The 22,787-nt window shown below is 65.6% G+C and carries 22 protein-coding genes; 11 read left to right on the plus strand and 11 right to left on the minus strand.

The features are described 5' to 3' along the window. Positions 1–16: 16 nt before the first annotated feature. The 3 genes from ACFW0B_RS10470 to ACFW0B_RS10480 are packed head-to-tail and all read right to left on the minus strand — an operon-like array spanning position 17 to position 2,884. Complete coding sequence (locus ACFW0B_RS10470; RefSeq protein ID WP_449147844.1) at positions 17–790, minus strand: enoyl-CoA hydratase; 774 nt, start codon at positions 788–790, stop codon at positions 17–19. A 32-nt stretch (positions 791–822) separates the two neighbouring features. Continuing rightward, on the minus strand, positions 823–1,764 hold the full coding sequence (locus ACFW0B_RS10475) for an iron-sulfur-binding ferredoxin reductase (protein WP_449147845.1): 942 nt from the start codon (positions 1,762–1,764) through the stop codon (positions 823–825). Then, positions 1,757–2,884, minus strand: coding sequence for a GGDEF domain-containing protein (locus tag ACFW0B_RS10480; protein WP_449147846.1), 1,128 nt, complete (start codon positions 2,882–2,884; stop codon positions 1,757–1,759). The genes ACFW0B_RS10475 and ACFW0B_RS10480 overlap by 8 nt, the downstream gene beginning before the upstream one ends. A gap of 215 nt (positions 2,885–3,099) precedes the next feature. Between ACFW0B_RS10480 and ACFW0B_RS10485 the strand changes: the two genes are divergently transcribed. Further along, the gene (locus tag ACFW0B_RS10485; RefSeq protein WP_449147847.1) at positions 3,100–4,623 is read left to right on the plus strand and encodes a fumarate hydratase; all 1,524 of its coding nucleotides are present in this window, start codon (positions 3,100–3,102) and stop codon (positions 4,621–4,623) included. Positions 4,624–4,747: 124 nt separating this feature from the next. Here the strand turns inward: ACFW0B_RS10485 and ACFW0B_RS10490 are convergent, their stop codons facing one another. Both ACFW0B_RS10490 and ACFW0B_RS10495 read right to left on the minus strand, forming a co-directional pair. Beyond that, positions 4,748–5,626 (minus strand): carbon-nitrogen hydrolase family protein, encoded by an 879-nt coding sequence (locus ACFW0B_RS10490; RefSeq protein ID WP_449147848.1) that lies wholly within the window; start codon positions 5,624–5,626, stop codon positions 4,748–4,750. Further along, positions 5,623–6,213, minus strand: coding sequence for a GNAT family N-acetyltransferase (locus tag ACFW0B_RS10495; RefSeq protein WP_449147849.1), 591 nt, complete (start codon positions 6,211–6,213; stop codon positions 5,623–5,625). The genes ACFW0B_RS10490 and ACFW0B_RS10495 overlap by 4 nt, the downstream gene beginning before the upstream one ends. A 113-nt stretch (positions 6,214–6,326) precedes the next feature. Here ACFW0B_RS10495 and ACFW0B_RS10500 point away from each other — a divergent pair, with 113 nt between their 5' ends. Further along, positions 6,327–6,725, plus strand: a complete 399-nt coding sequence (locus ACFW0B_RS10500) for a nuclear transport factor 2 family protein (RefSeq protein WP_449147850.1) — start codon at positions 6,327–6,329, stop codon at positions 6,723–6,725. A 106-nt stretch (positions 6,726–6,831) separates the two neighbouring features. Here ACFW0B_RS10500 and ACFW0B_RS10505 read toward each other — a convergent pair whose 3' ends face one another. From ACFW0B_RS10505 to ACFW0B_RS10525, 5 genes are all read right to left on the minus strand, one after another. Then, entirely contained in the window at positions 6,832–7,413 is a 582-nt protein-coding gene (locus ACFW0B_RS10505) for a DJ-1/PfpI family protein (protein WP_449147851.1), read from the minus strand. An 82-nt stretch (positions 7,414–7,495) separates the two neighbouring features. After that, on the minus strand, positions 7,496–8,653 hold the full coding sequence (locus tag ACFW0B_RS10510; protein WP_449147876.1) for a phospholipase D-like domain-containing protein: 1,158 nt from the start codon (positions 8,651–8,653) through the stop codon (positions 7,496–7,498). Then, on the minus strand, positions 8,650–9,231 hold the full coding sequence (locus ACFW0B_RS10515; RefSeq protein WP_449147852.1) for a YceI family protein: 582 nt from the start codon (positions 9,229–9,231) through the stop codon (positions 8,650–8,652). The genes ACFW0B_RS10510 and ACFW0B_RS10515 overlap by 4 nt, the downstream gene beginning before the upstream one ends. A gap of 341 nt (positions 9,232–9,572) precedes the next feature. Next, positions 9,573–10,622 carry an alkene reductase gene (locus ACFW0B_RS10520; protein ID WP_449147853.1) on the minus strand — a complete coding sequence of 350 codons (1,050 nt, stop codon included), beginning with the start codon at positions 10,620–10,622 and terminating at the stop codon, positions 9,573–9,575. 91 nt (positions 10,623–10,713) lie between these two features. Further along, positions 10,714–11,022: an ArsR/SmtB family transcription factor gene (locus ACFW0B_RS10525; RefSeq protein ID WP_449147854.1), complete on the minus strand. Its 309-nt coding sequence runs from the start codon at positions 11,020–11,022 to the stop codon at positions 10,714–10,716. 124 nt (positions 11,023–11,146) lie between these two features. On the opposite strand from ACFW0B_RS10525, the gene ACFW0B_RS10530 reads away from it, so the two are divergent. The 9 genes from ACFW0B_RS10530 to ACFW0B_RS10570 all read left to right on the plus strand — a co-directional run bounded on the left by ACFW0B_RS10530 (position 11,147) and on the right by ACFW0B_RS10570 (position 21,636). Beyond that, a complete protein-coding gene (locus ACFW0B_RS10530; protein ID WP_449147855.1) occupies positions 11,147–11,728 on the plus strand; it encodes an acyl carrier protein phosphodiesterase in 582 nt (193 codons plus the stop codon). Positions 11,729–11,801: 73 nt separating this feature from the next. Then, the gene (locus tag ACFW0B_RS10535; RefSeq protein WP_449147856.1) at positions 11,802–12,683 is read left to right on the plus strand and encodes a universal stress protein; all 882 of its coding nucleotides are present in this window, start codon (positions 11,802–11,804) and stop codon (positions 12,681–12,683) included. A gap of 420 nt (positions 12,684–13,103) precedes the next feature. After that, complete coding sequence (locus tag ACFW0B_RS10540) at positions 13,104–13,988, plus strand: acyl-CoA dehydrogenase family protein (protein ID WP_449147857.1); 885 nt, start codon at positions 13,104–13,106, stop codon at positions 13,986–13,988. A gap of 212 nt (positions 13,989–14,200) precedes the next feature. Then, the gene (locus tag ACFW0B_RS10545; RefSeq protein WP_449147858.1) at positions 14,201–14,986 is read left to right on the plus strand and encodes an oxygen-binding di-iron domain-containing protein; all 786 of its coding nucleotides are present in this window, start codon (positions 14,201–14,203) and stop codon (positions 14,984–14,986) included. A gap of 241 nt (positions 14,987–15,227) precedes the next feature. Next, positions 15,228–16,433: a M20 aminoacylase family protein gene (locus ACFW0B_RS10550; protein WP_449147859.1), complete on the plus strand. Its 1,206-nt coding sequence runs from the start codon at positions 15,228–15,230 to the stop codon at positions 16,431–16,433. A gap of 26 nt (positions 16,434–16,459) precedes the next feature. Further along, on the plus strand, positions 16,460–17,788 hold the full coding sequence (locus ACFW0B_RS10555; RefSeq protein ID WP_449147860.1) for a citrate-proton symporter: 1,329 nt from the start codon (positions 16,460–16,462) through the stop codon (positions 17,786–17,788). Next, positions 17,789–19,273: an amidase gene (locus tag ACFW0B_RS10560; RefSeq protein WP_449147861.1), complete on the plus strand. Its 1,485-nt coding sequence runs from the start codon at positions 17,789–17,791 to the stop codon at positions 19,271–19,273. Positions 19,274–19,361: 88 nt separating this feature from the next. Further along, complete coding sequence (locus tag ACFW0B_RS10565) at positions 19,362–20,132, plus strand: IclR family transcriptional regulator (RefSeq protein ID WP_449147862.1); 771 nt, start codon at positions 19,362–19,364, stop codon at positions 20,130–20,132. Positions 20,133–20,328: 196 nt separating this feature from the next. Then, positions 20,329–21,636 carry an OprD family outer membrane porin gene (locus ACFW0B_RS10570; RefSeq protein ID WP_449147863.1) on the plus strand — a complete coding sequence of 436 codons (1,308 nt, stop codon included), beginning with the start codon at positions 20,329–20,331 and terminating at the stop codon, positions 21,634–21,636. A 99-nt stretch (positions 21,637–21,735) separates the two neighbouring features. On the opposite strand, the gene ACFW0B_RS10575 is transcribed toward ACFW0B_RS10570, so the two are convergent. Continuing rightward, complete coding sequence (locus ACFW0B_RS10575; RefSeq protein WP_449147864.1) at positions 21,736–22,614, minus strand: ATPase; 879 nt, start codon at positions 22,612–22,614, stop codon at positions 21,736–21,738. Positions 22,615–22,787 lie beyond the last annotated feature (173 nt).

Genomic DNA, 22,787 nt, shown 5'->3' on the forward strand with positions numbered 1-22,787 from the left:
ACAGGCACACCCGATCTCACGCGAACTTCGAGAAATCCGGCTTGCGGCGCTGGGTGAAGGCCGACAGCGCTTCCACCGCTTCCGGGGAGCGCAAGCGCTGGATGAACAGCTCGCCCTCCTCCGCGATCACCCGGCGCAGCTCCTCACGGCCCGGCGCCTGCATCAGGCGCTTGCTCACCGCCAGGGCAGAGGGCGCCAGGTCGAGGAAGCGCAGCGCCGCCTCGCGGGCACGGACCAGGGTCGCGGCGCCGTTTTCCAGGGCGGCGTTGGCAATACCCCAGTTGGCGGCCTGCTCACCGCTGAAGCCTTCGCCCAGCAGCAACAACTCCGCGGCCTTCGCGTGGCCGAGCAGGCGCGGCAGGATCAGGCTGGAACCGAACTCGGGACAGAGGCCGAGGTTGACGAACGGCATCTTCAGCTTGGCGTTGCAGCTCACATAGACCAGGTCGCAATGCAGCAGCAGGGTGGTGCCAATGCCCACCGCCGGGCCACTCACCGCCGCCACCACCGGTTTGGGGAAATCGAACAGCGCGCGCATGAACTGGAACACCGGGCTGTCCGCCCCGCTCGGCGGCTCCTGCAAGAAATCGACGATATCGTTGCCGCTGGTGAAGCACTCCTCGGTGCCGGTGATCAGCACGGCGCGCACATCGCGATCGTCCCGCGCCGCATCCAGCACTTCGGCCATGCGGCTGTACATGGCACGGGTCAGGGCATTCATCTTGTCCGGGCGATTCATGCGCAGGGTCAGCAGACCCTGCTCGCGCTCGACCAGAATATGCTCGCTCATGGCAACTCCTCGAATGGTGTCGGCCCGCGACGTCAGGTCTCACGGGTCAGGAAGGTATCGGCCAGCAGCTGGTTACGGGGCAAACCGGCCAGATAAAGCCGGCGCGCGAACTCTTCGACGCTGGCGGGGTGGCCGCAGAGTAAGGCGACGGTTTGCCGCGAAACAAGACGGAATTGCGCCAAAACCTCTGGCAGCTCGGCCGGTGTGATCAGCTGGACGACAAGCCCGGAATGGGTTGCAGCCAGCTCGGCGAGGGATTTGGCCAGATAATGCCCGGTGGCGTCATGGGCCAGATGAATGATGCGGATGGGGCCCTGATGATGATTGCGCAATGCTTCCCGCAGCAGCCCCCAGAGCGGCGCCAGTCCAGTACCTGCGGCAAGGAACAGCAGCGGCCGGGTGTCCCAGGCCGGTTCATAGTGCAGCGCGCCGCCGTGCAGTTCGCCCAAGCGCAGCCTGTCTCCCGGCGCCAGGCGCCGGGCCCTGTCGCTGAACATTCCCGGCTTGCGGCAATCCAGGTGGAATTCGAGGAAGTCGTCGACGCCAGGCAGGCTGGCCAAGGAATAGGGTCGGGCGACGCCTTCGTCATTCCACAGCAGGAGATGCTGGCCGGCGCTGTAACGCAGCGGCCGCGATGGCGCCAGTCGCAGGCGCAGGACATCCGACGCCGGCCAGTCGATGCCGACGACTTCGGCTTCCACGCCATCGCGCGCCGGGTCGAACACCTCCACCACCAGGTCCTGCACCACCAGGCACTGACAGGACAGCCGCCAGCCTTCGGCGCGCTGGACACTGTCCAGCGCGTGCGGCCTGGCGTCCGCCGGCTCGCCGGACAGGCAGCGCACCAGGCAGGCATGGCAGCTGCCGGCCCGACAGCTGTAGGGAACCTTGCAGCCCCCGGCATTCAGGGCATCCAGCAGGTTGCTTGCAGGGGCTACAGTCCAGCGTTTTCCAGCGACTTCGAGTTCAGGCACCCTGACCCTCCCAAGCGGCATCGCAACGGTTACGTCCGCCGCGCTTCGCCCGGTAGAGTGCCTGATCCGCACGCTGCAACGCATCATCCAGATCATCCCCGGCAGACAGCAGGGTCATGCCCGCCGAGAGGCTCAACTGTTCCACCTGAACCCCCACCGGCTCCGCGATGGCGAAAGCCTCGCGCAGACGTTCGCAGCAGGCAGTGAGGCGATCCGCATCACACCTGGGCAGCAGCAGGACGAACTCCTCGCCGCCGTAGCGTGCCAGCACATCGCCGTCGCGCAGGCAGGCACGCGCCACCGCGGCGAAGGTCTGCAGCACCCGATCGCCGGCGGCATGGCCGTGAACGTCGTTGATTCGCTTGAAATGGTCGAGATCGATCAGCGCCAGGCCGTGCTGGCGATTCGGCGTCAGGTTATCCAGCTCACGGCTGGCAAGGCGCAGGAAATGGCGGCGGTTGAACAGCCCGGTCAGCTCATCCGTGGCCACCAGGTCTTCCAGCTGTCGCATCATGCCGCGCAGGGTGTCCTGGTGCGCCTGAAGGGCGAAGCGGCGTTGGCGCATGCGCTGTCGCAGTGCCTGAACATAGCTGCCGAACAGGCTCAGCCAGACCATCAGCACGAAGAGCACGCAGACCTGCAGCAGCGCCAGGGCCGGGTCGACCAGCTGCATCTGGTGAGCTTCGTAGAGGTTGAGGCCGGCAAAGGCGAAGAAGCCGATCGCGGCACATCGGGCCAGGACCGGGGGTTTGAGCTGGAACACACCGAACAGCAGGATCAGCACGTAGACCGCCAGCAGGGTGCCCCGCGCGCTGTCGACCATGGACATCAGCCAGGTGTTCCAGGCCAGGGCGAGCAGCACCTGGGGCTCCGTCAGGCTGGGGTCGGAGAATCGCAGGTTGTGATCGCGGATGAACAGCCAGAACAGCACGAACTGGGACAGGGCAACGCAGCCGGAAGCGATCAGGACGGTACTCGGCGGAACCCGCAGCAACCCGCCCAGCATGGCGACCCAGCACAACAGCAGTACCATCGAGTAGGTAGCCACTGCCATGCCGAATCGCTTCAGCAGCAGACTTTGCAAGGCTCTGTGGCTGCCCCGCTGGCTGGATGGGCTCATGGACTCCTTCCCGTAGTGGCACCATGCCTTCAATGTACGCTTGTGATCACAGATTGCCTAGTGCGCAGAAAACGTGCGACCACCGACCATGGTCGACTACCGGCGACTGTGCCCGACAGTTCCCACGCGCTATACTGCCGCGCCTTTTTAGCCTGCAAGCGCGCCGGGTCGTGGTCCGGCGCTTCCCTGATGTTCCCTCCAAGAGGAGCGCCCTCATGACCGTGATCAAGCAAGATGATCTGATCCAGAGTGTCGCCGACGCCCTGCAATTCATCTCCTACTACCACCCCGTGGATTTCATCCAGGCCATGCACGAGGCCTACCTGCGTGAAGAATCGCCCGCCGCGCGCGATTCCATGGCGCAGATCCTGATCAACTCGCGCATGTGCGCCACCGGCCACCGCCCGATCTGCCAGGACACCGGTATCGTCACCGTGTTCGTCCGCGTGGGCATGGACGTACGCTGGGATGGCGCCACCATGAGCGTGGACGACATGATCAACGAGGGTGTGCGTCGCGCCTACAACCTGCCGGAGAACGTCCTGCGCGCCTCCATCCTGGCCGACCCGGCGGGCGCCCGTAAGAACACCAGGGACAACACCCCGGCGGTCATCCACTACTCCATCGTCCCCGGCGACAAGGTCGAGGTCGACGTCGCAGCCAAGGGCGGCGGCTCCGAGAACAAGTCGAAGATGGCCATGCTCAACCCGTCCGACTCCATCGTCGACTGGGTCCTGAAGACCGTCCCGACCATGGGCGCCGGCTGGTGCCCGCCGGGCATGCTCGGCATCGGTATCGGCGGTACCGCCGAGAAGGCCGCGGTGATGGCCAAGGAAGTCCTGATGGACCCGATCGACATCCACGAGCTGAAGGCCCGCGGCCCGCAGAACCGCATCGAGGAACTGCGCCTGGAACTGTTCGAGAAGGTCAACCAGCTGGGCATCGGCGCCCAGGGCCTGGGCGGCCTGACCACCGTGCTCGACGTGAAGATCATGGACTACCCGACCCACGCCGCCTCGCTGCCGGTGTGCATGATCCCCAACTGCGCCGCCACCCGTCACGCCCACTTCGTGCTCGACGGCTCCGGCCCGGCAGCCCTGGAAGCCCCGCCGCTGGACGCCTACCCGGAAATCGTCTGGGAAGCCGGCCCGTCCGCGCGCCGCGTCGACCTGGACAAGATCACCCCGGAAGAAGTGCAGAGCTGGAAGCCCGGCGAGACCCTGCTGCTCAACGGCAAGATGCTCACCGGCCGCGACGCCGCGCACAAGCGCATGGTCGACATGCTGAACAAGGGCGAAGAACTGCCGGTGGACCTCAAGGGCCGCTTCATCTACTACGTCGGCCCGGTCGATCCGGTGCGTGACGAAGTGGTTGGCCCGGCCGGCCCGACCACCGCGACCCGCATGGACAAGTTCACCCGCCAGATCCTGGAAAGCACCGGCCTCTTGGGCATGATCGGCAAGTCCGAGCGTGGCCCGATCGCCATCGAAGCGATCAAGGACAACAAGGCCGTGTACCTGATGGCCGTTGGCGGCGCCGCCTACCTGGTGGCCCAGGCGATCAAGCAGTCCAAGGTCCTGGCCTTCGCCGAACTGGGTATGGAAGCCATCTACGAGTTCGAAGTGAAGGACATGCCGGTGACCGTAGCGGTCGACACCAATGGCGAGTCGGTACACATCACCGGCCCGGCGATCTGGCAACAGAAGATCGCCGAGAACCTGGCGGTGGAAGTGAAGTAAGCCTTCACCTTCGCGCAATGAAAGAGCCCGGCCATGATGCCGGGCTTTTTCATTCATATGTCCCGTCTGTTGGTGCTAAATGCTGGGCTTCGCTGCGCTCTGGCGGAGCGCCGCCCGCACCGACCTACGAGAGCTGTGCCTGGCCGAACTGCTCCGGCCAGTCGCGCCGGGTGAATACCTGCCCTTGCGCGCGCACCCGGCGCACTTCGGCCAGGTCGAGGTCGCAGATCAGCCACCGGCTGGCCGAAGGGCAGAGTTCGGGGCTTTCGGCGATCACCCCGTTGCTCGGCATGCCGTAGTCCGGCGGCACGTAAAGGCCAGCGCGGCCGATGTTCTCGTCCAGCGCAGGCGACCAGGGCGCCAGTCCAACGGTGGGCGACTGCAGCACGGCGATCTGGTTTTCCAGCGCACGGGCCTGGGCACCGATGCGTACGCGGTGGTAGCCGGCTTCGGTGTCGGTGCAGCTGGGGGCGAGTATCAGGTCGGCGCCGCCTTCGGCCAGGGTGCGGGCGAGCATGGGGAATTCGTTGTCGTAGCAGATCAGGATGCCCAGCCGCCCGAGGGCGGTGTCGAACACCTTGAGCCCTTCCCCCGCCTCGATGCCCCATTGTTCGCGCTCGAAGCGGGTCATGATCAGCTTGTCCTGGAAACCCAGTTCGCCCCCCGGACCGAACAGCCAGGCACGATTGCGGAACCGTCCATCGGCATCGCGCACGGGCAGGCTGCCGGGTAGCAGGTAGACGCCGAGCTTCGCTGCGATACCGGCGCAGAGCGCCCGCCAATCCTGAAGCAGCGGCTGGATACCGGCGATGGACGCCTGCAGGTCACAGCGCTCGGCGGGCGGCAGCTGGCCGGCCAGCACCAGGCCGGCGTATTCCGGCAGCACCAGCATCTGCGCGCCACTCGCGGCGGCTTCCGCGCAGAGGCTCTCCAGGTGACTGGCGTAGGCATCCCAGCTTTCATGCAACTCGATGGCGTACTGGCAGGCCGCGATCCTGATCATCGGGTTAGCTCCTTGAGCCAGAAGGACATGGGCTTGGCCGACTCGGTGTCTTCATCCAGGTCACGCCAGTGGTATTCGGTGCGTAGTTCCGGGTGATGGCGATAACCACGCCGCTCCCAGAACTCGTCAAGCGGCTGGTAGCCGGGCGGGCGGCGCGGATGATCGGCCGGACGCTCCACCGCGCAGAAGGCGCAGTGGTCGAAGCGCGCCAGGCGCCGTGCATAGTCTTCGCGCTCAGCGAAGAAACGCACGCCCAGGCCGCTGCCCCGGTACTCGGGCAGCAACACCGACTCGCCGAAATAGAAGATGCGTTCCGGTGCCCAGCCCTGTTCGCGGAAAGGCCGCTGGAATTCCTCGGTTTCGTCCGCCATCGGCAGGCCGGTGGAAGCGCCTACCACCCGCTCGCCGTCCAGCGCCAGGACGAACACGCTTTCTTCCGACTCGGCGTAGGTCGCGAGGTAGCGCGCTTCGTAGTCGAGGGTGCCGTCGTACAGGTAGGGAAACTCGCGGAACACCGTCAGGCGCAGGTGCGCGAGGTCATTGATGTGGGGCGCGATGGCGCCGCCGTGAAGAAGTCGGATCTGCATGGGAGCGGTCGTTCTGGCGATGTGGATGACGCCCCTGGCTAAGCCGGGGCCGGGGCAAGAACCTATCATGCCGGTCACCAACCGATTGATTCCATTGCGACAGGAACCCAGCCATGACCGCTATCGAACTGGTGCAAGCCTATTACGACGCCTTCAACGCCGGCGACATGCCGGCCTTCCTCGCCCTGCTCAGCGAGGATGTGGTGCACGATATCAACCAGGGTGAGCGCCAGCAGGGCAAGGCCGCCTTCGCCGCCTTCATGGACAAGATGAACCGCTGCTACAAGGAGCGCCTCGCGGACATCGTGGTCATGCAGAGCGCCGACGGCAGCCGCGCCGCCGCCGAGTTCGTGGTGCACGGCCAGTACCTGGCCGACGATGAAGGCCTGCCGCCGGCCAAGGGTCAGACCTACGTACTGCCGGCCGGCGCCTTCTTCCATATCCACTGCGGCAAGATCGCCCGCGTGACCAACTACTACAACCTCAACGACTGGGTCGAACAGGTCTGCTGAGGCACCTGCAGGAGCGAGCCTGCCCGCGAAAGTTCGCCGGCAAGCTGGCTCCTGCGAAGAAGCACATGGGACCTACATCAACCCATTGAGCGGTTTCCACCGCGCTTCACAGCTCGATCCGGGTGCCCAGCAACCTGAGGAAACCTGCCAGCCAGGCAGGGTGGGCCGGCCAGGCCGGAGCGGTGACCAGATTGCCCTGGGTATGGGCCGCGTCCACCGGGATATCCACATACTGGCCACCGGCGAGTTTCACTTCCGGTCCGCAGGCCGGATAGGCGCTGCATTCACGCCCTTCCAGTACGCCGGCGGCCGCCAGCAGCTGGGCGCCATGGCAGACGGCGGCGATGGGCTTGCCGGCCTGGTCGAAGGCCTTCACCAGTTCCAGAACCCTGGCGTTCAGACGCAGGTATTCCGGTGCGCGACCACCGGGAATCAGCAAGGCGTCGTAGTCCTCCGCCCGGACCTTGGCGAAGTCGAAGTTGAGGGCGAAGTTATGCCCAGGTTTTTCGCTGTAGGTCTGGTCGCCTTCGAAGTCGTGGATGGCGGTGCGCACGGTCTGTCCGGCGACCTTGTCGGGGCACACGGCATGCACGGTGTGCCCGACCATCAGCAGGGCCTGGAACGGCACCATGGTTTCGTAATCTTCGGCGTAGTCGCCGACCAGCATTAGAATTTTCTTCGCAGCCATTTCGCACTCTCCTGGATTGGAAACCTTAGGCATCAAAGGGTAGACAATTATGCGGCCGCCCCCGCGCGTGCTCGCCTCGTTCTCAGCGACGACGGTCGAGGAGGTTCACCACCAGCCGGTCCAGCCAGCCCCAGAGACGCTGGCGCAGGCGTTTCAGCAGCGGGCGCGCGTGCCAGTCGACCATGGTGATCTCGCGGCTGTCGGAGAAGTCCTGGCGCATGCAGGCATCCACCGCCTGGGTGAAGTTCGGGTCCAGCGCTTCCAGGTTGGCTTCCAGGTTGAAGCGCAGATTCCAGTGGTCAAAGTTGCAGGAGCCCACGCTGACCCAGTCATCGACCAGCACCATCTTCAGGTGCAGGAAACGCTGCTGGTACTCGAATATCCGCACCCCGGAGCGCAGCAGGCGCGGGTAGTAGCGCTGGCCGGCGAAGCGCACCGGCGGGTGGTCGGTGTGCCGGCTGGTGAGCAGCAGGCGCACCTCCACGCCCCGCCGTGCGGCCTTGATCAGGGCGCGGCGCACCTTCCAGCTCGGCAGGAAATAAGGCGTCGCCAGCCACACCCGATTGCGCGCCGTGCGAATGCTGCGCACCAGCGACTGGACGATGTCGCGGTGCTGGTTCGCATCGGCGTAGGCCAGCCGGCCAAGCCCCTCCCCCACCGCCGGATAGGGCGGCAAATGGGCCAGCCCCGGGGCCTCGCCCGGCTTCCAGGGGTGGCGGCCGAGGCTGGCCAGCCACTGGTAGTCGAAGATGAGTTGCCAGTGCGCCACCAGCGGCCCCTCGATGGCGACCATCACTTCGTGCCAACGGCTGGTCTCCTGGCTCGGATCCCAGAACTCGTTGGTGGAACCGGTGCCGCCGATGAACGCCTGGCGATCATCCACCACAAGGATCTTGCGGTGGTCGCGGTACAGGTTGCTGAAACCGTTCCGCCAGCGCAGCGGGTTGTAGAACTGCAGCATCACCCCGGCTTCGACCAGCCGCTCGCGCAGCGCCGTACCCAGCTTCAGGCAACCGAAATCATCGAACAGGCAACGCACCCGCACGCCGCGCACGGCGGCCACGCACAGGGCGTCCACCAGGGCCTGGCTGCAGCGGCCGTCTTCCACCAGGTAAAGCTCCAGCGCGACCTGATGCTCGGCCCGCGCAATGGCGGTGAGCATGATCGGAAAGAACTGCGGGCCGTCGATCAACAGCTCGAAGCGGTTGCCGGACTTCCAGGGGAAGATCTGCCCCATCAGCGCTCCGTGAATATCAGCACGGCGCCCACCGGCACCGACAGGCTGATGCCGGGCAGGCCGGCCACCTTGCGCAAGCCTTCCAGCGCCGTGGTCAGGCCGAAGTCCTCCACCTGCAGCACCAGCGGCGCCAGGGTCACCACCTGGAAGCGATGGTCATCCAGGCGCGTGGCCAGGAGTTCGGCGCGGTATTCCCGGGACTTGTCGCGCAACTTCACCGTCAGCGGCAGGCCCAGCTCCAGTTGGGCGCCGGGGGCCAGGTCGGTGATGGGACGCAGGTCGAGCTGGGCGGTGATCTCGGCCTCGGGGTACTTGGCGATCTCGAAGAACTGGTCACGCAGGCGCTGGTCACGCAGCGGGATCCCGGTGCTCACAGACTCCAGTTCGACGCGCAACTTCGCCTTGCCGTCCCCGCCGATCCTGCCGTGCAGGGTGAGGAAACGGTGGACCTCGGAAATGCTGCCGGCCTTGGTGGAAATGAAGGAGATGCGCGACGACTCGTTGTCCAGGTACCAGCTGGCCTGAACCGGCAGGGCCAGGACGCCGAGCAGGGCAATGAGGGGGCGTATCGATTTGTGCATGCGGGCTTCCTTTGGCATGTCGCGGATGGCCGGAAGACTGCGGCCGGACTCCATTGGTCACACGAATCGCCGCCGGGTTCCGCCTTGGCGACCCCGACAGACGGCGGTGGGTGCAAAGCTACCAGAGGAAACGAATCTTGGGGCTCGGCAAGACACCTGTAGGGGCCAATTCATTCGCCCCTACAGAAAACACGAACGCCGCGCACAGCAAGGTCCGTCAATCGGCGTAATGCTGTTTATTTGAGCCCTGGGTGGGCTTCAGCCCACGATCGTAAGCCAGCGTGGGCTAAAGCCCCCTACCAGGCTTGGCAAATGAACTACCCCTACAAGGCCGGCTGCGCTTACAGGCGCGGGTAGTCGATGTAACCCACCGGGCCCTTGGCATAGAACAGATCGGGGCGCGGTTCGTTCAGCGGGGCGTCCAGGCGCAGGCGCTCGGGCAGGTCGGGGTTGGCGATGAAGGGAATGCCGAAGGCCACGGCATCGGCCTTGCCGCTTTCCAGCCAGGCATTGGCGCTGTCCCGGGTGAAGCGCTCATTGGCGATGAACACGCCACCAAAGGCTTCCTGCAATTGCGCCGCCAGGCTGTCCTCGCCTTCCTTTTCGCGGACGCAGATGAACGCCACGCCGCGCTTGCCCAGCTCACGGGCGACATAGCCGAACGTGCCGGCCAGGTCGGAGTCGCCCATGTCATGGGCGTCGGCACGGGGCGACAGGTGCACACCCACGCGGCCGGCGCCCCACACTTCGATCGCGGCGTCGGTGACCTCCAGCAGCAGGCGTGCACGGTTCTCGATCGAGCCACCGTAGCGGTCGCTGCGCTTGTTGGTGCTGTCCTGGAGGAACTGGTCCAGCAGGTAACCGTTGGCGGCGTGGATCTCCACACCGTCGAAACCGGCGGCCTGGGCATTTTCGGCACCGATGCGGTAGGCCTCGACGATGTCGGCGATCTCTTCGGTTTCCAGGGCGCGCGGCACCGGATAGTCACGCAGCGGACGCAGCAGGCTGACGTGGCCCCTGGCGGCGATGGCGCTGGGGGCCACCGGGGCTTCGCCGTTCAGGTAGCTCGGGTCGGAAATGCGGCCCACGTGCCACAGCTGCAGGACGATCTTGCCGCCGTTGGCGTGCACCGCCTTGGTGATATTGCTCCAGCCCTTCACCTGCTCGTCGGACCAGATGCCGGGGCTGTCCGGATAGCCGACGCCCAGGGGCGTGACCGAGGTGGCTTCGCTGATGATCAGCCCGGCGGACGCGCGCTGGGCGTAGTACTCAGCCATCAGCGCGTTGGGCACACGGCCTTCGTCCGCGCGGCAGCGGGTCAGGGGAGCCATGATGATGCGGTTGGCGAGTTCCAGGTCGCCGATCTTGATCGGGTCGAAGAGCGTGGGCATGTCGTTTACCTCGGGTCAGTCGAGAGCCGCAGGCATCTCGGGATTGCGGTTGCAGAAGGTGGGAAGTCTCGGGTTGCGGGCGGGGCTGCAGTTACAGCTCGTCGCTCATCTGGCGAAGAAATTCCGCGATGACGGCTTCATTGCGTTTGAAGAAGTGCCATTGGCCGACCTTGCGGCTGGTGACCAGGCCGGCGCGCTGCAATATCGCCAGGTGTGCCGAGACGGTGGACTGGGACAGCCCGCAGCGCTGATCGAACTTGCCGGCGCAGACGCCGATTTCGAACGGGTGGTCCTGCTCGGCAAAGTACTTCTCCGGCTCCTTGAGCCACTGCAGCATCTCCCGCCGGACGGGATTGGCCAGTGCCTTGATGATTTCGTCGAGGTCGATGGAGGTGCTCATGGCGGTGGATTCGCATATCGGGATGGAACGAACTTTATATCGAGAAACAACGATACAGGATCGTTTATCCCGATAGTCTTCATCGACTGCCATGATGAAACCGACTCTGGGTTAAGCTCGGCCAATGAACTACCTCGCCCACCTCCACCTCGGCGGCTCGCAGCCGGCGCAATTGCTCGGCAGCCTCTATGGCGACTTCGTCAAAGGGCCGCTGGTCGGGCGCTGGCCGGCGGATATCGAAGCCGGTATCCGCCTGCACCGGCGCATCGACGCCTTCACCGACAGCCACCCGCTGATCACCCAGGCCAAGCTGCGTTTCCCCAGCGAGCGGCGGCGCTTCGCCGGCATCCTGCTGGACGTCTTCTTCGACCACTGCCTGGCCCGCGACTGGGAGCGCTATGCCGCCGAACCGCTGGATGCCTTCACCCGCCATGTCTACGCTGTGCTGGTCAACGAGCCCACACTGCCCGGACGCCTGGCGCTGATCGCCCCGCGCATGGCCGCCCAGGACTGGCTCGGCAGCTACCGGGAATTCGAGACCCTGGAATTGGTCATCGCCGGCATGGCGCGGCGCATTTCGCGCCCGGAATCACTGGATGGTGCGATGGCCGAGCTGGAGGCGCTGTATCAGCCACTGTTCGATGACTTCCGTGAGTTCTATCCACAGCTCCAGCAATTTGCGGGAACCCGGCCAGACATCGGTTGACCTGCATCAAGGGAAATTTCCTACAGCCGGAGTGGAATAGCGTCAAAAGAACCCCACAGACTGGAGGTGCCCGATGAATGCGCTGATGCTGGCGACCGACCTTTCCAATCGCTCCGACCTCGCCTTGCGACGCGCAGCGCGACTGGTCCGGCAGTTCGACTGTCCCTGGTACATCCTTCATGTGGTAGACGAAGACCAACCCCAGCTGCGGATCGAAGTGGAAGTCGAGCAGGTCCGTCGCTACCTCAATTCACAGCTGGCCTTTTTCACCGAACTTGCCGGCCGCACACCGGAAATCTGGGTGGAAGTAGGCGACCCGGCCAAGCACATCAGCGACTGCACCCGCTGGGCCAACATCGACCTGCTGGTGGTCGGCAGCCACCGCAAGAACCCGCTGCGCGACATCTTCGTCGGGACCACCCTGGAACGCCTGGTACGCACCAGCCACGTGCCGATCCTGCTGGTGAACAGGGCCGCCGAGGACGATTACCTGATGCCACTGCTGGCCCTGGATTGCTCCCCGGCTTCCGCCCAGGCCGTGCGCGCCGCCCACGAGCTGGGCCTGCTGCCGAAATCCGGCGCCAAGGCGATGTACGCCTTCGACCCTCTGGGGGGTGCCATGCTGCTGACAACCGGGGCCAGTGCCGGGGCGATTACCGGCGACTACTCCGCCGAAGAGCGCCGCCGGGCGATCGCCGAGCTGGATGAATTCCTGCTCAAGGAAGAACTGGGCCCCGTCATCGACCAGCGCCTGATCGAGGAAGGCCAGCCGATGACTGCACTGCGACGGGTGATGGATCGCGAACCGGTCGACCTGCTGGTGATGGGAACCCGCGGACTGACAGGGATGAAGCGGGTGCTGATCGGCAGCGTGACGGATGCCGCCATGCGTGAACTGGATTGCGACATCCTTGCAGTACCGCCGATTAACTGGCCGGAAACGGACAAGGCCTGATCCTCTCAGGCGGTCAGCGCCGTCGTCCAGCTCACCGAAGAGCGCCCGTTGCACGGCGCTCTTCGCTTCTTGGCTCAGCTCGGTGCGGGTCAGCCCCTGGCTGGCAAACGGCTCAAGCAGCTGGATTTCCACTTCGGCCAGGTCGCTGCGCAACAGGCGCACCAGGTGCGAGAGGCGCTTGCTCCGGAGACGGCGAGGGCTTTGCCCGTTGGGTGCGATGCTGCCGCGGACCATGGCGATCCGGGTCATGAATAAGCCGCTGTTGGCCGGCTGGATCCCGGTTGCAGCCGGACGATCTTGTTGTGCAAGCTCAGGCCAGGTAGACCCGGTGTCACCCCCATGACGATCCCGTGATGCTTGTATGACATGGGGTCGCTGACAGCCCGCAACCACGCAGCCACCGCCCTCGAGGAGCCTTCAATGCCCTGGCAACGCCTGTTCGAAGCCACAGCCCGCCTGCCCTCCGGCCAATCTCTGGACGACTGGTACGGTTCCCTCCTGGATCGCCTGGGCGAGGTGACGCCCTTCGAACTGGCAGTGCTCGGCGGCTCGCTGTCCGCCACGCCCGGGCTGGCGTTCCTCGCCGGCTACCAGGGCGCCCTGCGCCTGCTCTGGCCTTCGGCGCCGCAGAGCCTGGGCGCGCTGTGCGTGACCGAGAACCGCAGCGTGCGCCCGGCGGACCTGCAGACCCGCCTGAACGGCCTCAGCCTCGCTGGCTGCAAGGACTTCGTCACCGCCGGGGAGGCCGCCGACTGGCTGCTGGTGGCGGCCCGCGAAGAGGCTGACGGCGAATCGCCGCGCCTGGCCCTGACCGTGGTGCGCAACGGCGCCCCGGGCGTGCGCATCGAGCCGCTCAAGCCGCTGCCGCTGATGCCCGACGTCCCCCATGCACGCCTGCATCTGGAAAGCGCCCATTGCGAGCGCCTGGCCGGGGATGGCTGGGACGCCTACGTAAAACCCTTCCGCAGCATCGAGGACCTCCATGTCCTCGCCGCGCTGGTGGCCTGGCTGTACGGCGTGGGCCGCGACAATGCCTGGCCCCGGGACTTGCAATTGCGCCTGCTGGCGTTGCTCGGCGGCGCCGCCGAGGTCTCCCGCCAATGCTCCACCACACCGGCCATGCACCTCCTGCTGGCCGCCCTCTTCGCCCAGTTCAAGGCGCTCAAGCCGGAACTGGACACTGCCTTCGCCGGCGGGACGGAGGAATGGGCGAGCCTGTGGAAGCGCGACCAGGGCGTGCTGGAGATCGCCAGCGGAGCGAGGGCGAAGCGGCTGGAAAAGGCCCTGGCGACGTTCGGCCTCTGACGGCGAACAGCCACTGCGCGCAAATTCATTCGCGATTGAAATCGCCCCCACAAAAAAGCACTGCCTGCCGACGTGTAGGGTGGAAGTCGCTTTTCACTTCCACCAGCGGTGTGGTCGGCGAGCGCTGGCGGTGGATCGGCATTGACTCAAATCAGCACTCGCTACTCAGAAATTCCTTACATTTGAACGTCGCCCTTCCTACAGAGGTTTACATGCGTCGCGAGCCCATCGTGCTGTTCGACAACGGTACCCACCAATGCCTGATGTTCGACGATCTGGTCAGCGGCGACGGCGTGCAGTCCAACCAGTTCCTGATTACCGACAACGAGCAGTACCTGCTGCTGGACCCGGGCGGCGACCTGACCTATACCCCTCTGTCGCTGGAACTGTCCAAGCACATTCCGGTGCAGGACCTGACCTACATCTTCGCCTCCCACCAGGATCCGGACATCATCGCCTCCCTGGACAAATGGCTGCTGCACACCCGCGCACGGGTGATCTGCTCCAAATTGTGGGCGCGCTTCCTGCCGCACCTGACCGCCGGCTACCTGGCCATCAGCCACGGCATCTCCACCTACGACCGCATCATCGCCCTGCCCGACCGTGGCGACTCCATCACCCTGGGCCGCTGCCAGTTGAAAGCGGTGCCTGCGCATTTCCTCCACTCGGTGGGCAACTTCCAGATCTACGACCCGGTCAGCCGCATCCTCTTTTCCGGCGACATGGGGGCGTCCCTGGTGGAAGACGCCACGCCGGTGCGCGACTTCGTCAACCATGTGCCGAACATGGAAGGCTTCCATCGCCGCTACATGGCCAGCAACAAGGTCTGCCGGCTCTGGGCCTCGATGGTCCGCGGCATGGACGTGGAAATGATCGTCCCGCAGCACGGCCGGCCCTTCGTCGGCAAGGAAATGATCAGCGCCTTCCTCTACTGGATCGAAAACCTGGAGTGCGGCATCGACCTCCTCGGGCCGGACGATTACCGACTGCCACGCTGAACGGACGTATCGCGCCCAATAGCCGCACAAACCGGCACGTTCGGCGCTGTTTACCGAACGCTGACCTGCCGGACCTGGTGAACCCGGCCCAGCCTGCCAAGCCCGACGCAGCGCCCTCCCCGGCTGCACGCGCCTGTTCCACCCTGTGGAACCACCTTCGATTGTTCTCCTTTCGTCCTCGCGGTTAGCTGGAGGCCGGCCGCGAAAGGCGGCCGACGCCCCAACGAGGAGAACAACAACAATGACCCGTTACGCCCATATCCAGGCCTGGCTCGACGACGTTGCCGCCGACTTGAAGGCCCTGCGCCAGGACATCCACGCCCACCCTGAACTCGGTTTCGAAGAACAGCGCACCGCCGCCCTGGTGGCCCGTCTGCTGAATGAATGGGGCTATGAAGTCCACTGCGGCATCGGCCGCACCGGCGTGGTCGGCGTGCTGCGCAATGGCGATGCCAGCCGCACCCTGGGCCTGCGCGCCGACATGGATGCCCTGCCCATCATCGAAACCACGGGCGTCACCTACAGCAGTTGCCACGCCGGGCGCATGCACGCCTGCGGCCACGATGGCCATACCGCCATGCTGCTGGGCGCGGCGCGCTACCTGGCGGCCACCCGCAATTTCGAGGGCACCCTCAACCTGATCTTCCAGCCGGCCGAGGAAGGCCAGGGCGGCGCCGAGGCCATGCTCGCCGATGGCCTGCTGGAGCGGTTCCCTTGCGAGGCCCTGTACGGCATGCACAACATGCCCGGCCTGGAAGCCGGCCACCTGTGCTTCCGCGAAGGTTCCCTGATGGCCTCGCAGGACCTGCTGGAAGTCGTGATCGAAGGCGTTGGCGGCCACGGCTCCATGCCGCACCTGACGGCGGATCCGCTGGTGGCTGCCTCCAGCACGGTGATGGCGCTGCAGACGGTGGTCGGACGCAACGTCGACCCGCAGCAGGCGGCAGTGGTCACGGTCGGTGCCCTGCAGGCCGGTGAAGCCGCCAACGTGATTCCCCAGAGCGCACTGCTGCGCCTGAGCCTGCGCGCCCTCGACGCCGGGGTGCGCGAGCAGGTGCTGGAACGGGTACAGGCGATCATCCGCAGCCAGGCCGAAAGCTACGGCTGCCGCGCCAGCATCGTTCACCGCCCGGCCTACCCGGTACTGGTCAACAGCGCTGCGGAAACTGCCTTCGCCCGCCGCGTGGGCGAGGAGCTGATCGGTGCCGGACAGGTGCTGGACGCCCCCACCGTAATGGGCAGCGAGGACTTCGCCTGGATGCTCCAGCGCTGCCCCGGCAGCTACCTGTTCATCGGCAATGGCGCCGGCGGGCCGATGGTCCACAACCCCGGATACGACTTCAACGACGACATCCTGGTATGCGGCGCCGCGTACTGGGCCGCGCTGACGGAAGCCTGGTTCCAGACACCGCCCGCCACCTCCCCGGCTTCTGCCACAGCCGCCTGACTTCAACGTTTTCCGGAGAATTCCCCATGCACGCTTCCCAGAGCGGAACCTCGCGCGCCCGTCAGGTGACCGCCGCCGTCATCGGCAACGCCCTCGAGTGGTACGACTTCATCGTCTACGGCTTCCTGTCGAGCATCATTGCCCGCCTGTTCTTCCCCGCCGACAGCGAATACGCCTCGCTGCTGATGGCCCTGGCCACCTTCGGCGTCGGCTTCTTCATGCGCCCGGTGGGCGGCGTCCTGCTCGGCCTGTACGCGGACCGCAAGGGTCGCAAGGCAGCCATGCAACTGATCATCCTGCTGATGACCCTGTCCATCGCGCTGATCGCCTTCGCCCCGGACTACGCCGCCATCGGCATCGGTGCGCCGGTGCTGATCGTGGTCGCGCGCATGCTGCAGGGCTTCGCCACCGGCGGCGAATACGCCAGTGCCACCGCCTTCCTGGTGGAGAGCGCTCCGGAAAACCGCCGCGGCCTCTATGGCGCCTGGCAGTTGTTCGGCCAGTGCCTGGCGGTGTTCGCCGGCGCCGGCATGGGCGCCCTGGTGACCCACAGCCTGTCCCCGGAAGCCCTGGAAAGCTGGGGCTGGCGCGTTCCCTTCATGCTCGGCCTGCTGATCGGCCCGGTGGGGCTGTGGATGCGCCGTCACATGGAGGAGCCCGAAGCTTTCGTCGATGCTCGCCAGGCACACAAGGGCGAGTCCCTCAGCCTGATGCAGGTCCTGCGCGAACAACGCCGCGCCGTGCTGGTGACCATGGGCAGCTGCATCTACGGCACCGTGGCCTTCTACGTGGTGCTGGTGAACATGCCGACCTTCGCCCACAAGCAACTCGGCCTGCCGCTGGACCAGGTATTCATGGTGCAGATGCTCGCAGTGGCACTGATGACGGTGATCATTCCCTTCGCCGGAGCGCTCTCGGACCGCATCGGCCGCCGCCCGGTGCTGCTCGCCGGCTGCCTGTCCTTCTTCCTGCTGGTCTACCCACTGATGGCCTGGGTGGCCGAAGCACCGAGCCTGGAGCGCCTGACGCTGATGCAACTGCTGCTCTGCGCGATGATCGGCGTGTCCTACGGTCCCGCCCCCACCGCCGTCGCCGAACAGTTCCCCACCCGTGTGCGCTCCACCGGCCTGGCTCTGGCCTACAACGTCGCCGTGATGCTGTTCGGCGGCTTTGCGCCGTTCATCGTCACCTGGCTGACCCGGGTGGCCGGCACCCCGGTGGCACCGGCCTACTACGTGCTCTTCGCCGCGCTGATCGGCGTGATCGCCACCTGCTTCCTGCGCGAAGGCGCTCCCGCCGCCGTGGAGCGCCGCCAACGCCGCAGCCCCATCGTTACCTCTGCCCGGAGCCTGTGAATGACCCGTTTCGAATTCCCGCAGAACACCTCCACCACCCTGCGGCAGGACGTCGTCGCGCTGGACGCCCTGCCCCTGTCGGAGGCCATCCGCACACGCCAGCTGTCCTGCCGCGAAGTGATGCAGGCCTACCTGGAGCAGATCGGGCACTACAACCCAAGGGTCAACGCCCTGGTAGCGCTGCGCCCGGCCGAGGAACTGCTGGCCGAAGCCGACGAGCACGACCGCCTCCTGGCCCAGGGGAAATGGCTCGGCTGGATGCACGGCATGCCGCAGGCAGTGAAGGACCTCGCCGCCTGCGCCGGCCTGCCCACCAGCATGGGGTCGCCGCTGTTCGCCGGGCAGTTGGCGCAGCATGACGCGATCGCCGTGTCGCGGGTGCGGGCAGCCGGCGCGATCTTCATCGGCAAGACCAACGTGCCGGAATTCGGCCTCGGCTCGCAAAGCTACAACAACGTCTTCGGCACCACCGGCAATGCCTATGACCCGGCGCTCTGCGCCGGCGGCAGCAGCGGTGGCGCGGCGACGGCCCTGGCCCTGCGCCTGCTGCCGGTGGCCGACGGTAGCGACATGATGGGCTCGTTGCGCAACCCGGCGGCCTTCAACAACGTCTATGGCCTGCGCCCGTCCCAGGGGCGCGTGCCCTTCGGCCCCACCCCGGAGCTGTTCGCCCAGCAACTGGCCACCGAGGGCCCCATGGGTCGCAGCGTGGCGGACGTAGCAGCGCTGCTGCGCACCCAGGCCGGCCCCCATCGGGCAGTCCCGCTGGCACTATCCAGCACGGCCGACCTGATCGGCCCGCTGCAGCGCGACTTCACCGGTACGCGCATTGGCTGGCTCGGCGACCTGGGCGGTCACCTGCCCATGGAAGTCGGCCTGCTGGGCCTTTGCGAAAGCGCACTGGCGGACTTCCGCGAACTTGGCTGCCAGGTCGAGGCCTGCCTGCCGGAGTACGACCTGGATCGCCTGTGGCGCTGCTGGCTGGTGCACCGCCAGTGGCTGGTGGCCGGCAGTCTGGCCCAGGCCTACGCCGATCCGGCGCGCCGTGCGCAACTCAAGCCGGAGGCCGTCTGGGAAGTGGAAAGCGGCCTTGGCCTCGGTGCGGCGGACGTCTACCAGGCCTCGGTCGACCGCAGCGATTGGTACCGCGCCGTGGAAAAACTCTTCGAGCGTTACGACTTCCTGCTGCTGCCCAGTGCGCAGGTGTTCCCTTTCGACGCAACCCTGCACTGGCCCAAGGCCATCGCCGGGCGGGAGATGGACACCTACCACCGCTGGATGGAAGTGGTGATCGGCGCTACCCTCGCCGGCATCCCGGCCATGAGCGTGCCCGCTGGCTTCAACCCCGCCGGACTGCCCATGGGCCTGCAGATCATGGGCCCGGCCCAGGCCGACCTGGCGGTGCTGCAACTGGCCCATGCCCATGAACAGCTCACCCGGTGGGTACGCAACTGCCCACCGCCGCTGCTCGATGACGTTCGCTAGTCGGGCGACGCCAGCCACCACCGCGCCCGGGCCTGCATCTTGCAGTGTCCGCGCGGTGGGTCCACGCAGGGCACGACAGGGTTTGGACATGCACGGCAAAGATGAAGGCGGCACGGTACGGTCAGTGGAGCGGGCACTGGCGATCATCGAATTGCTCGGCGAGCACCAGGAACTCGGCCTGGAGGAATTGCACTACCTCACCGGCCTGCCCAAGGCCACGGTCTCGCGCCTGCTCCACACCTTGCAGGAACAGGGCTGGCTCTATCGCGGCCTGTGCGACCGGCGCTACCGACTCTGCTCCGGCAGGCTGTACGGCGACCCGCTCCAGCGCTTCAGCCGCCGCCTGGTGGAACAGGCCGCGCCGCTGATGCAGGAACTCAGCGAACGCACCGGCCTGGTGGCCGATCTGTCCTTCTTCGACGGCGACGACCTGCATGTGATGGAAAGCGTCATCCCCGAGGTGTTGCGCAAGCGCTACCCGAGCAATCGCCTGGTCATCGGCCTGCAGGCCAGCCTGTTCCAGTCGGCCATGGGCAAGGCCTGCCTGGGCGAACTGGACAGCGATGAAGTGCAACGCTTGGCGCTGCGCCATCGGCTCAGCGGCGATGAGCTGCTGCGGGCCCACGAGCAGACCCATACCCAAGGTTTCGGCGAGCGCACCGAGGGCTCCTGGGAATACGCCGTGCGCCTGCCCTTCCTGATTCGTGCCGTGGCCCTGCCGATCCGCAGCAGGGGCCGCCTGGTGGGCAGCATCGCGCTGCACTGGCCACGAGATACCCACAGCGTGGAAAGTGTGCAGCACCGCCATCTGGGCAGCCTCGCCGAAACGGTCAGTCAGTTGCAGCAAAGTCTCGACTGATATTCCTGCTTCCCTATCCGCGAAGTTTCCGAACATGCAGCCTCGGAACTTTCGCTCGCCCATCGATAAAATTCCAAAAGTTTAATATTCCACTGCATGGAACCCAATTGAATTGCCCTTTATTTGCCTGACTCGACAATAGATTCCGGCCCGGACACAGGCCCTATCGTCAGAACAAGAAAATAAAGGTGATGAGATGTGCAACGTTCGCTGCAAGTATCTGGCAGGGATTGCCGGGTGCTTATTGGCCGGGAGTGCCGCTGCCGATGGTTTTATCGATAACAGCCTCACCACACTGCGTTACAGCCAGTTCTACTGGAAGGAAAACGACGGCGGCGGCGTGGGACCCACCCGCGACGAATGGGTCCAGGGCGCGCAGTTCAGTTTCGCTTCCGGCTGGTACGCCGACATGCTGGGCCTGGACTACAGCTATGGCCTGGCCGACGACCTGAACATCGGCAGCGACGCCAACAGCATTACCAATCTTGAAGCCGACGATTCGGTGCAATCGCCCCACGGCCTGGCCAAGCCCATCGAGGCCTATCTGCGCGGCCGCCTCAACGGTGATGCCGGCGAGCTGGTGCTGGGCGGCGGCAAGAAGGTGCGCCGCTACGCCCAGTACTTCGACGACGCCACACGCATCCTGCCCGCCGCCACGCTGGGCGTGGATGCGGACTACCGTCTCGATGGCCTGAACCTGCGCTACAGCCATATCAGGGAATTCAGCCCACGCAATGAAAACGGCTGGGGCGACGAGCTGACCAACTTCCGCGGCGAGAAGATCGACAACCTGCAGCTCTTCGCCCTGGGCTACCAGTTGCCCTTCGGCAGCCGGCTGCAGGCCGAGTACGCCGAGTCCAGGGACTACCTGCGGGCCGCCTCGCTCAAGGTGGAGCACAGCATCGACCTGGGCGCCGGCCGCGCGCTCGATCTTTATGTCACCAACGGCATGCAGCAGGACGCCGGAGACCTGTTCGAATTCAACGGCGTGCCAGGAATCTATCGAGCGGAAACTTCCCACTATGCGCGTTATATCGACCTGTCCGCCAAGTACCGGACGTCCAATTACTATCTGGGCATGACCTATAACAAAGTTCGCGGCGACGACTTCGACCGGGTTTTCTTCAGCAAGGATCATGGCGCCTGGAACAGCAGTGCGAAGTTGTTCTACTTCTTCGGCGTGGAAAATGAAGAAATGTTCAAACTGATGGGCGGCACCAACTTCTCGTCCATCGGAATTCCGCAACTAAGACTGGATGTGCATTACGCCTTTTCCGACCATGCAGCCGGTTACGACGGATTCTCCCGACGCGAATTCCAGAGCCTTTTTCAATACCACTTCGACGGCATGTTCAGAGGCCTGAGCCTGGTCTGGCTGCACAACGAATTCCACACCAAGGGCCAGCCGGATGGCATCGAGCGCACCAGCGCCTCGCGCGGTCCGGCGGGGATCATCACCCACAACGCCGAGCGCTTCTATCTGAACTACGTCTACAGCTTCTGACCGGCCAGCTTGCTCACCAACGAGCGGTTTCCTGCGCCAGCACAAACGAAAAAACCCCCGGGCCATGACAGCCCGGGGGTTTTCATTGAGCACGCTGCCTCAGCGCATGTTGATCTGCTGCTGCAGGTTCTGCACCTGGCTCTGCAGGGTATTGATGTTGCGGGTCATCTGAGCACGGAAGGCATCGAACTCGGCGGTGCTGGTGCCCTGGGAGGGTGCCGGGCGGTTGTCCAGCTCGCTGCGCAGTACCAGCAGGTCCTGCTCCAGCCGCTTGATCGCCTGGTTCGGGTTGCCCTGCTTCTTCAGCGCTTCAACATCGCTGCCCAGGCCCTTCAGGCGACTGTCGAGTTGGGCCATGTCGCCCTGGGCGGCCTTCAGCTTCGCCTGCTCGGCAGCCAGGCCGTCGAGCTTGCCATTCAGCTGCGTGCCCAGCTGGGTCGCGGCGCCCTGGGCGGTCTTGATGTCAGCGGCGAGCTGGTCGACGCGCTTGCCCTGGGCACCCAGCTGGGCATTGGTGGCTTGCTGCTGCTTGGACAGCTCCATCACCTGGGCTTGCTGCTTGGACAGCTCGATCACCTTGGTCTGCAGCTGCTTGAGCTGCAGCTTCATGGACTCGCTGCCGCTGGTCATGCTGGATTCGGTGGCGACCACCTTGCCGGAAATGTCCTGGATGCGGCCGGCGGCCTCCTCGCTGATGCGGGCGAAGCTTTCCTGGGTAGCAACCAGTTGCTGCTCCATCAGGCTGATCTGCTGGAAGCTCCACCAGCCCAGGCCGCAGAGGGCGACGAGCAGTGCAACCACCAGGGCCCAGAGCGGACCGGTGCTGGCGGCCCTGGGCACAGCTGCAGGAGCGGTATAGCCGTTGGAGTGGCGGTGCAACGGCTCGACCACCGGAATATGGCCGAATTCGTCGCGATCACGGGCATCGGTGGTCAGGCTGGGAACATCATCCACTTCGTCGAGAGCGTCATTGCGCATAGGGGGACCTTTGGAGAGAAACGCAGAACCGCGAATGGCCGGAAGTATACCGGTTCGCACGGCGGCCTTCAGCGTCGCGCCATGGCGGTGCGGGTTGCACCGTGCGAGGGCGACGCCCCTCGATTGACCACGCCAGGGCCCCGCAGTTCCGGGCCTTGCGGGCTGGTACGGGG

This window comes from Metapseudomonas phytobenefica (genome assembly GCF_043392685.1).
Classification (GTDB): Bacteria; Pseudomonadota; Gammaproteobacteria; order Pseudomonadales; family Pseudomonadaceae; genus Metapseudomonas.

What these genes read in the sequence shown, in the direction of transcription:
- ACFW0B_RS10470 (WP_449147844.1), bottom strand. Translation starts at nt 790, where the DNA reads ATGAGCGAGCATATTCTGGTCGAGCGCGAGCAGGGTCTGCTGACCCTG.
- ACFW0B_RS10480 (WP_449147846.1), bottom strand. Translation starts at nt 2,884, where the DNA reads ATGAGCCCATCCAGCCAGCGGGGCAGCCACAGAGCCTTGCAAAGTCTG.
- ACFW0B_RS10485 (WP_449147847.1), top strand. Translation starts at nt 3,100, where the DNA reads ATGACCGTGATCAAGCAAGATGATCTGATCCAGAGTGTCGCCGACGCC.
- ACFW0B_RS10490 (WP_449147848.1), bottom strand. Translation starts at nt 5,626, where the DNA reads ATGATCAGGATCGCGGCCTGCCAGTACGCCATCGAGTTGCATGAAAGC.
- ACFW0B_RS10495 (WP_449147849.1), bottom strand. Translation starts at nt 6,213, where the DNA reads ATGCAGATCCGACTTCTTCACGGCGGCGCCATCGCGCCCCACATCAAT.
- ACFW0B_RS10500 (WP_449147850.1), top strand. Translation starts at nt 6,327, where the DNA reads ATGACCGCTATCGAACTGGTGCAAGCCTATTACGACGCCTTCAACGCC.
- ACFW0B_RS10505 (WP_449147851.1), bottom strand. Translation starts at nt 7,413, where the DNA reads ATGGCTGCGAAGAAAATTCTAATGCTGGTCGGCGACTACGCCGAAGAT.
- ACFW0B_RS10515 (WP_449147852.1), bottom strand. Translation starts at nt 9,231, where the DNA reads ATGCACAAATCGATACGCCCCCTCATTGCCCTGCTCGGCGTCCTGGCC.
- ACFW0B_RS10520 (WP_449147853.1), bottom strand. Translation starts at nt 10,622, where the DNA reads ATGCCCACGCTCTTCGACCCGATCAAGATCGGCGACCTGGAACTCGCC.
- ACFW0B_RS10525 (WP_449147854.1), bottom strand. Translation starts at nt 11,022, where the DNA reads ATGAGCACCTCCATCGACCTCGACGAAATCATCAAGGCACTGGCCAAT.
- ACFW0B_RS10530 (WP_449147855.1), top strand. Translation starts at nt 11,147, where the DNA reads ATGAACTACCTCGCCCACCTCCACCTCGGCGGCTCGCAGCCGGCGCAA.
- ACFW0B_RS10535 (WP_449147856.1), top strand. Translation starts at nt 11,802, where the DNA reads ATGAATGCGCTGATGCTGGCGACCGACCTTTCCAATCGCTCCGACCTC.
- ACFW0B_RS10540 (WP_449147857.1), top strand. Translation starts at nt 13,104, where the DNA reads ATGCCCTGGCAACGCCTGTTCGAAGCCACAGCCCGCCTGCCCTCCGGC.
- ACFW0B_RS10545 (WP_449147858.1), top strand. Translation starts at nt 14,201, where the DNA reads ATGCGTCGCGAGCCCATCGTGCTGTTCGACAACGGTACCCACCAATGC.
- ACFW0B_RS10550 (WP_449147859.1), top strand. Translation starts at nt 15,228, where the DNA reads ATGACCCGTTACGCCCATATCCAGGCCTGGCTCGACGACGTTGCCGCC.
- ACFW0B_RS10555 (WP_449147860.1), top strand. Translation starts at nt 16,460, where the DNA reads ATGCACGCTTCCCAGAGCGGAACCTCGCGCGCCCGTCAGGTGACCGCC.
- ACFW0B_RS10560 (WP_449147861.1), top strand. Translation starts at nt 17,789, where the DNA reads ATGACCCGTTTCGAATTCCCGCAGAACACCTCCACCACCCTGCGGCAG.
- ACFW0B_RS10565 (WP_449147862.1), top strand. Translation starts at nt 19,362, where the DNA reads ATGCACGGCAAAGATGAAGGCGGCACGGTACGGTCAGTGGAGCGGGCA.
- ACFW0B_RS10570 (WP_449147863.1), top strand. Translation starts at nt 20,329, where the DNA reads ATGTGCAACGTTCGCTGCAAGTATCTGGCAGGGATTGCCGGGTGCTTA.
- ACFW0B_RS10575 (WP_449147864.1), bottom strand. Translation starts at nt 22,614, where the DNA reads ATGCGCAATGACGCTCTCGACGAAGTGGATGATGTTCCCAGCCTGACC.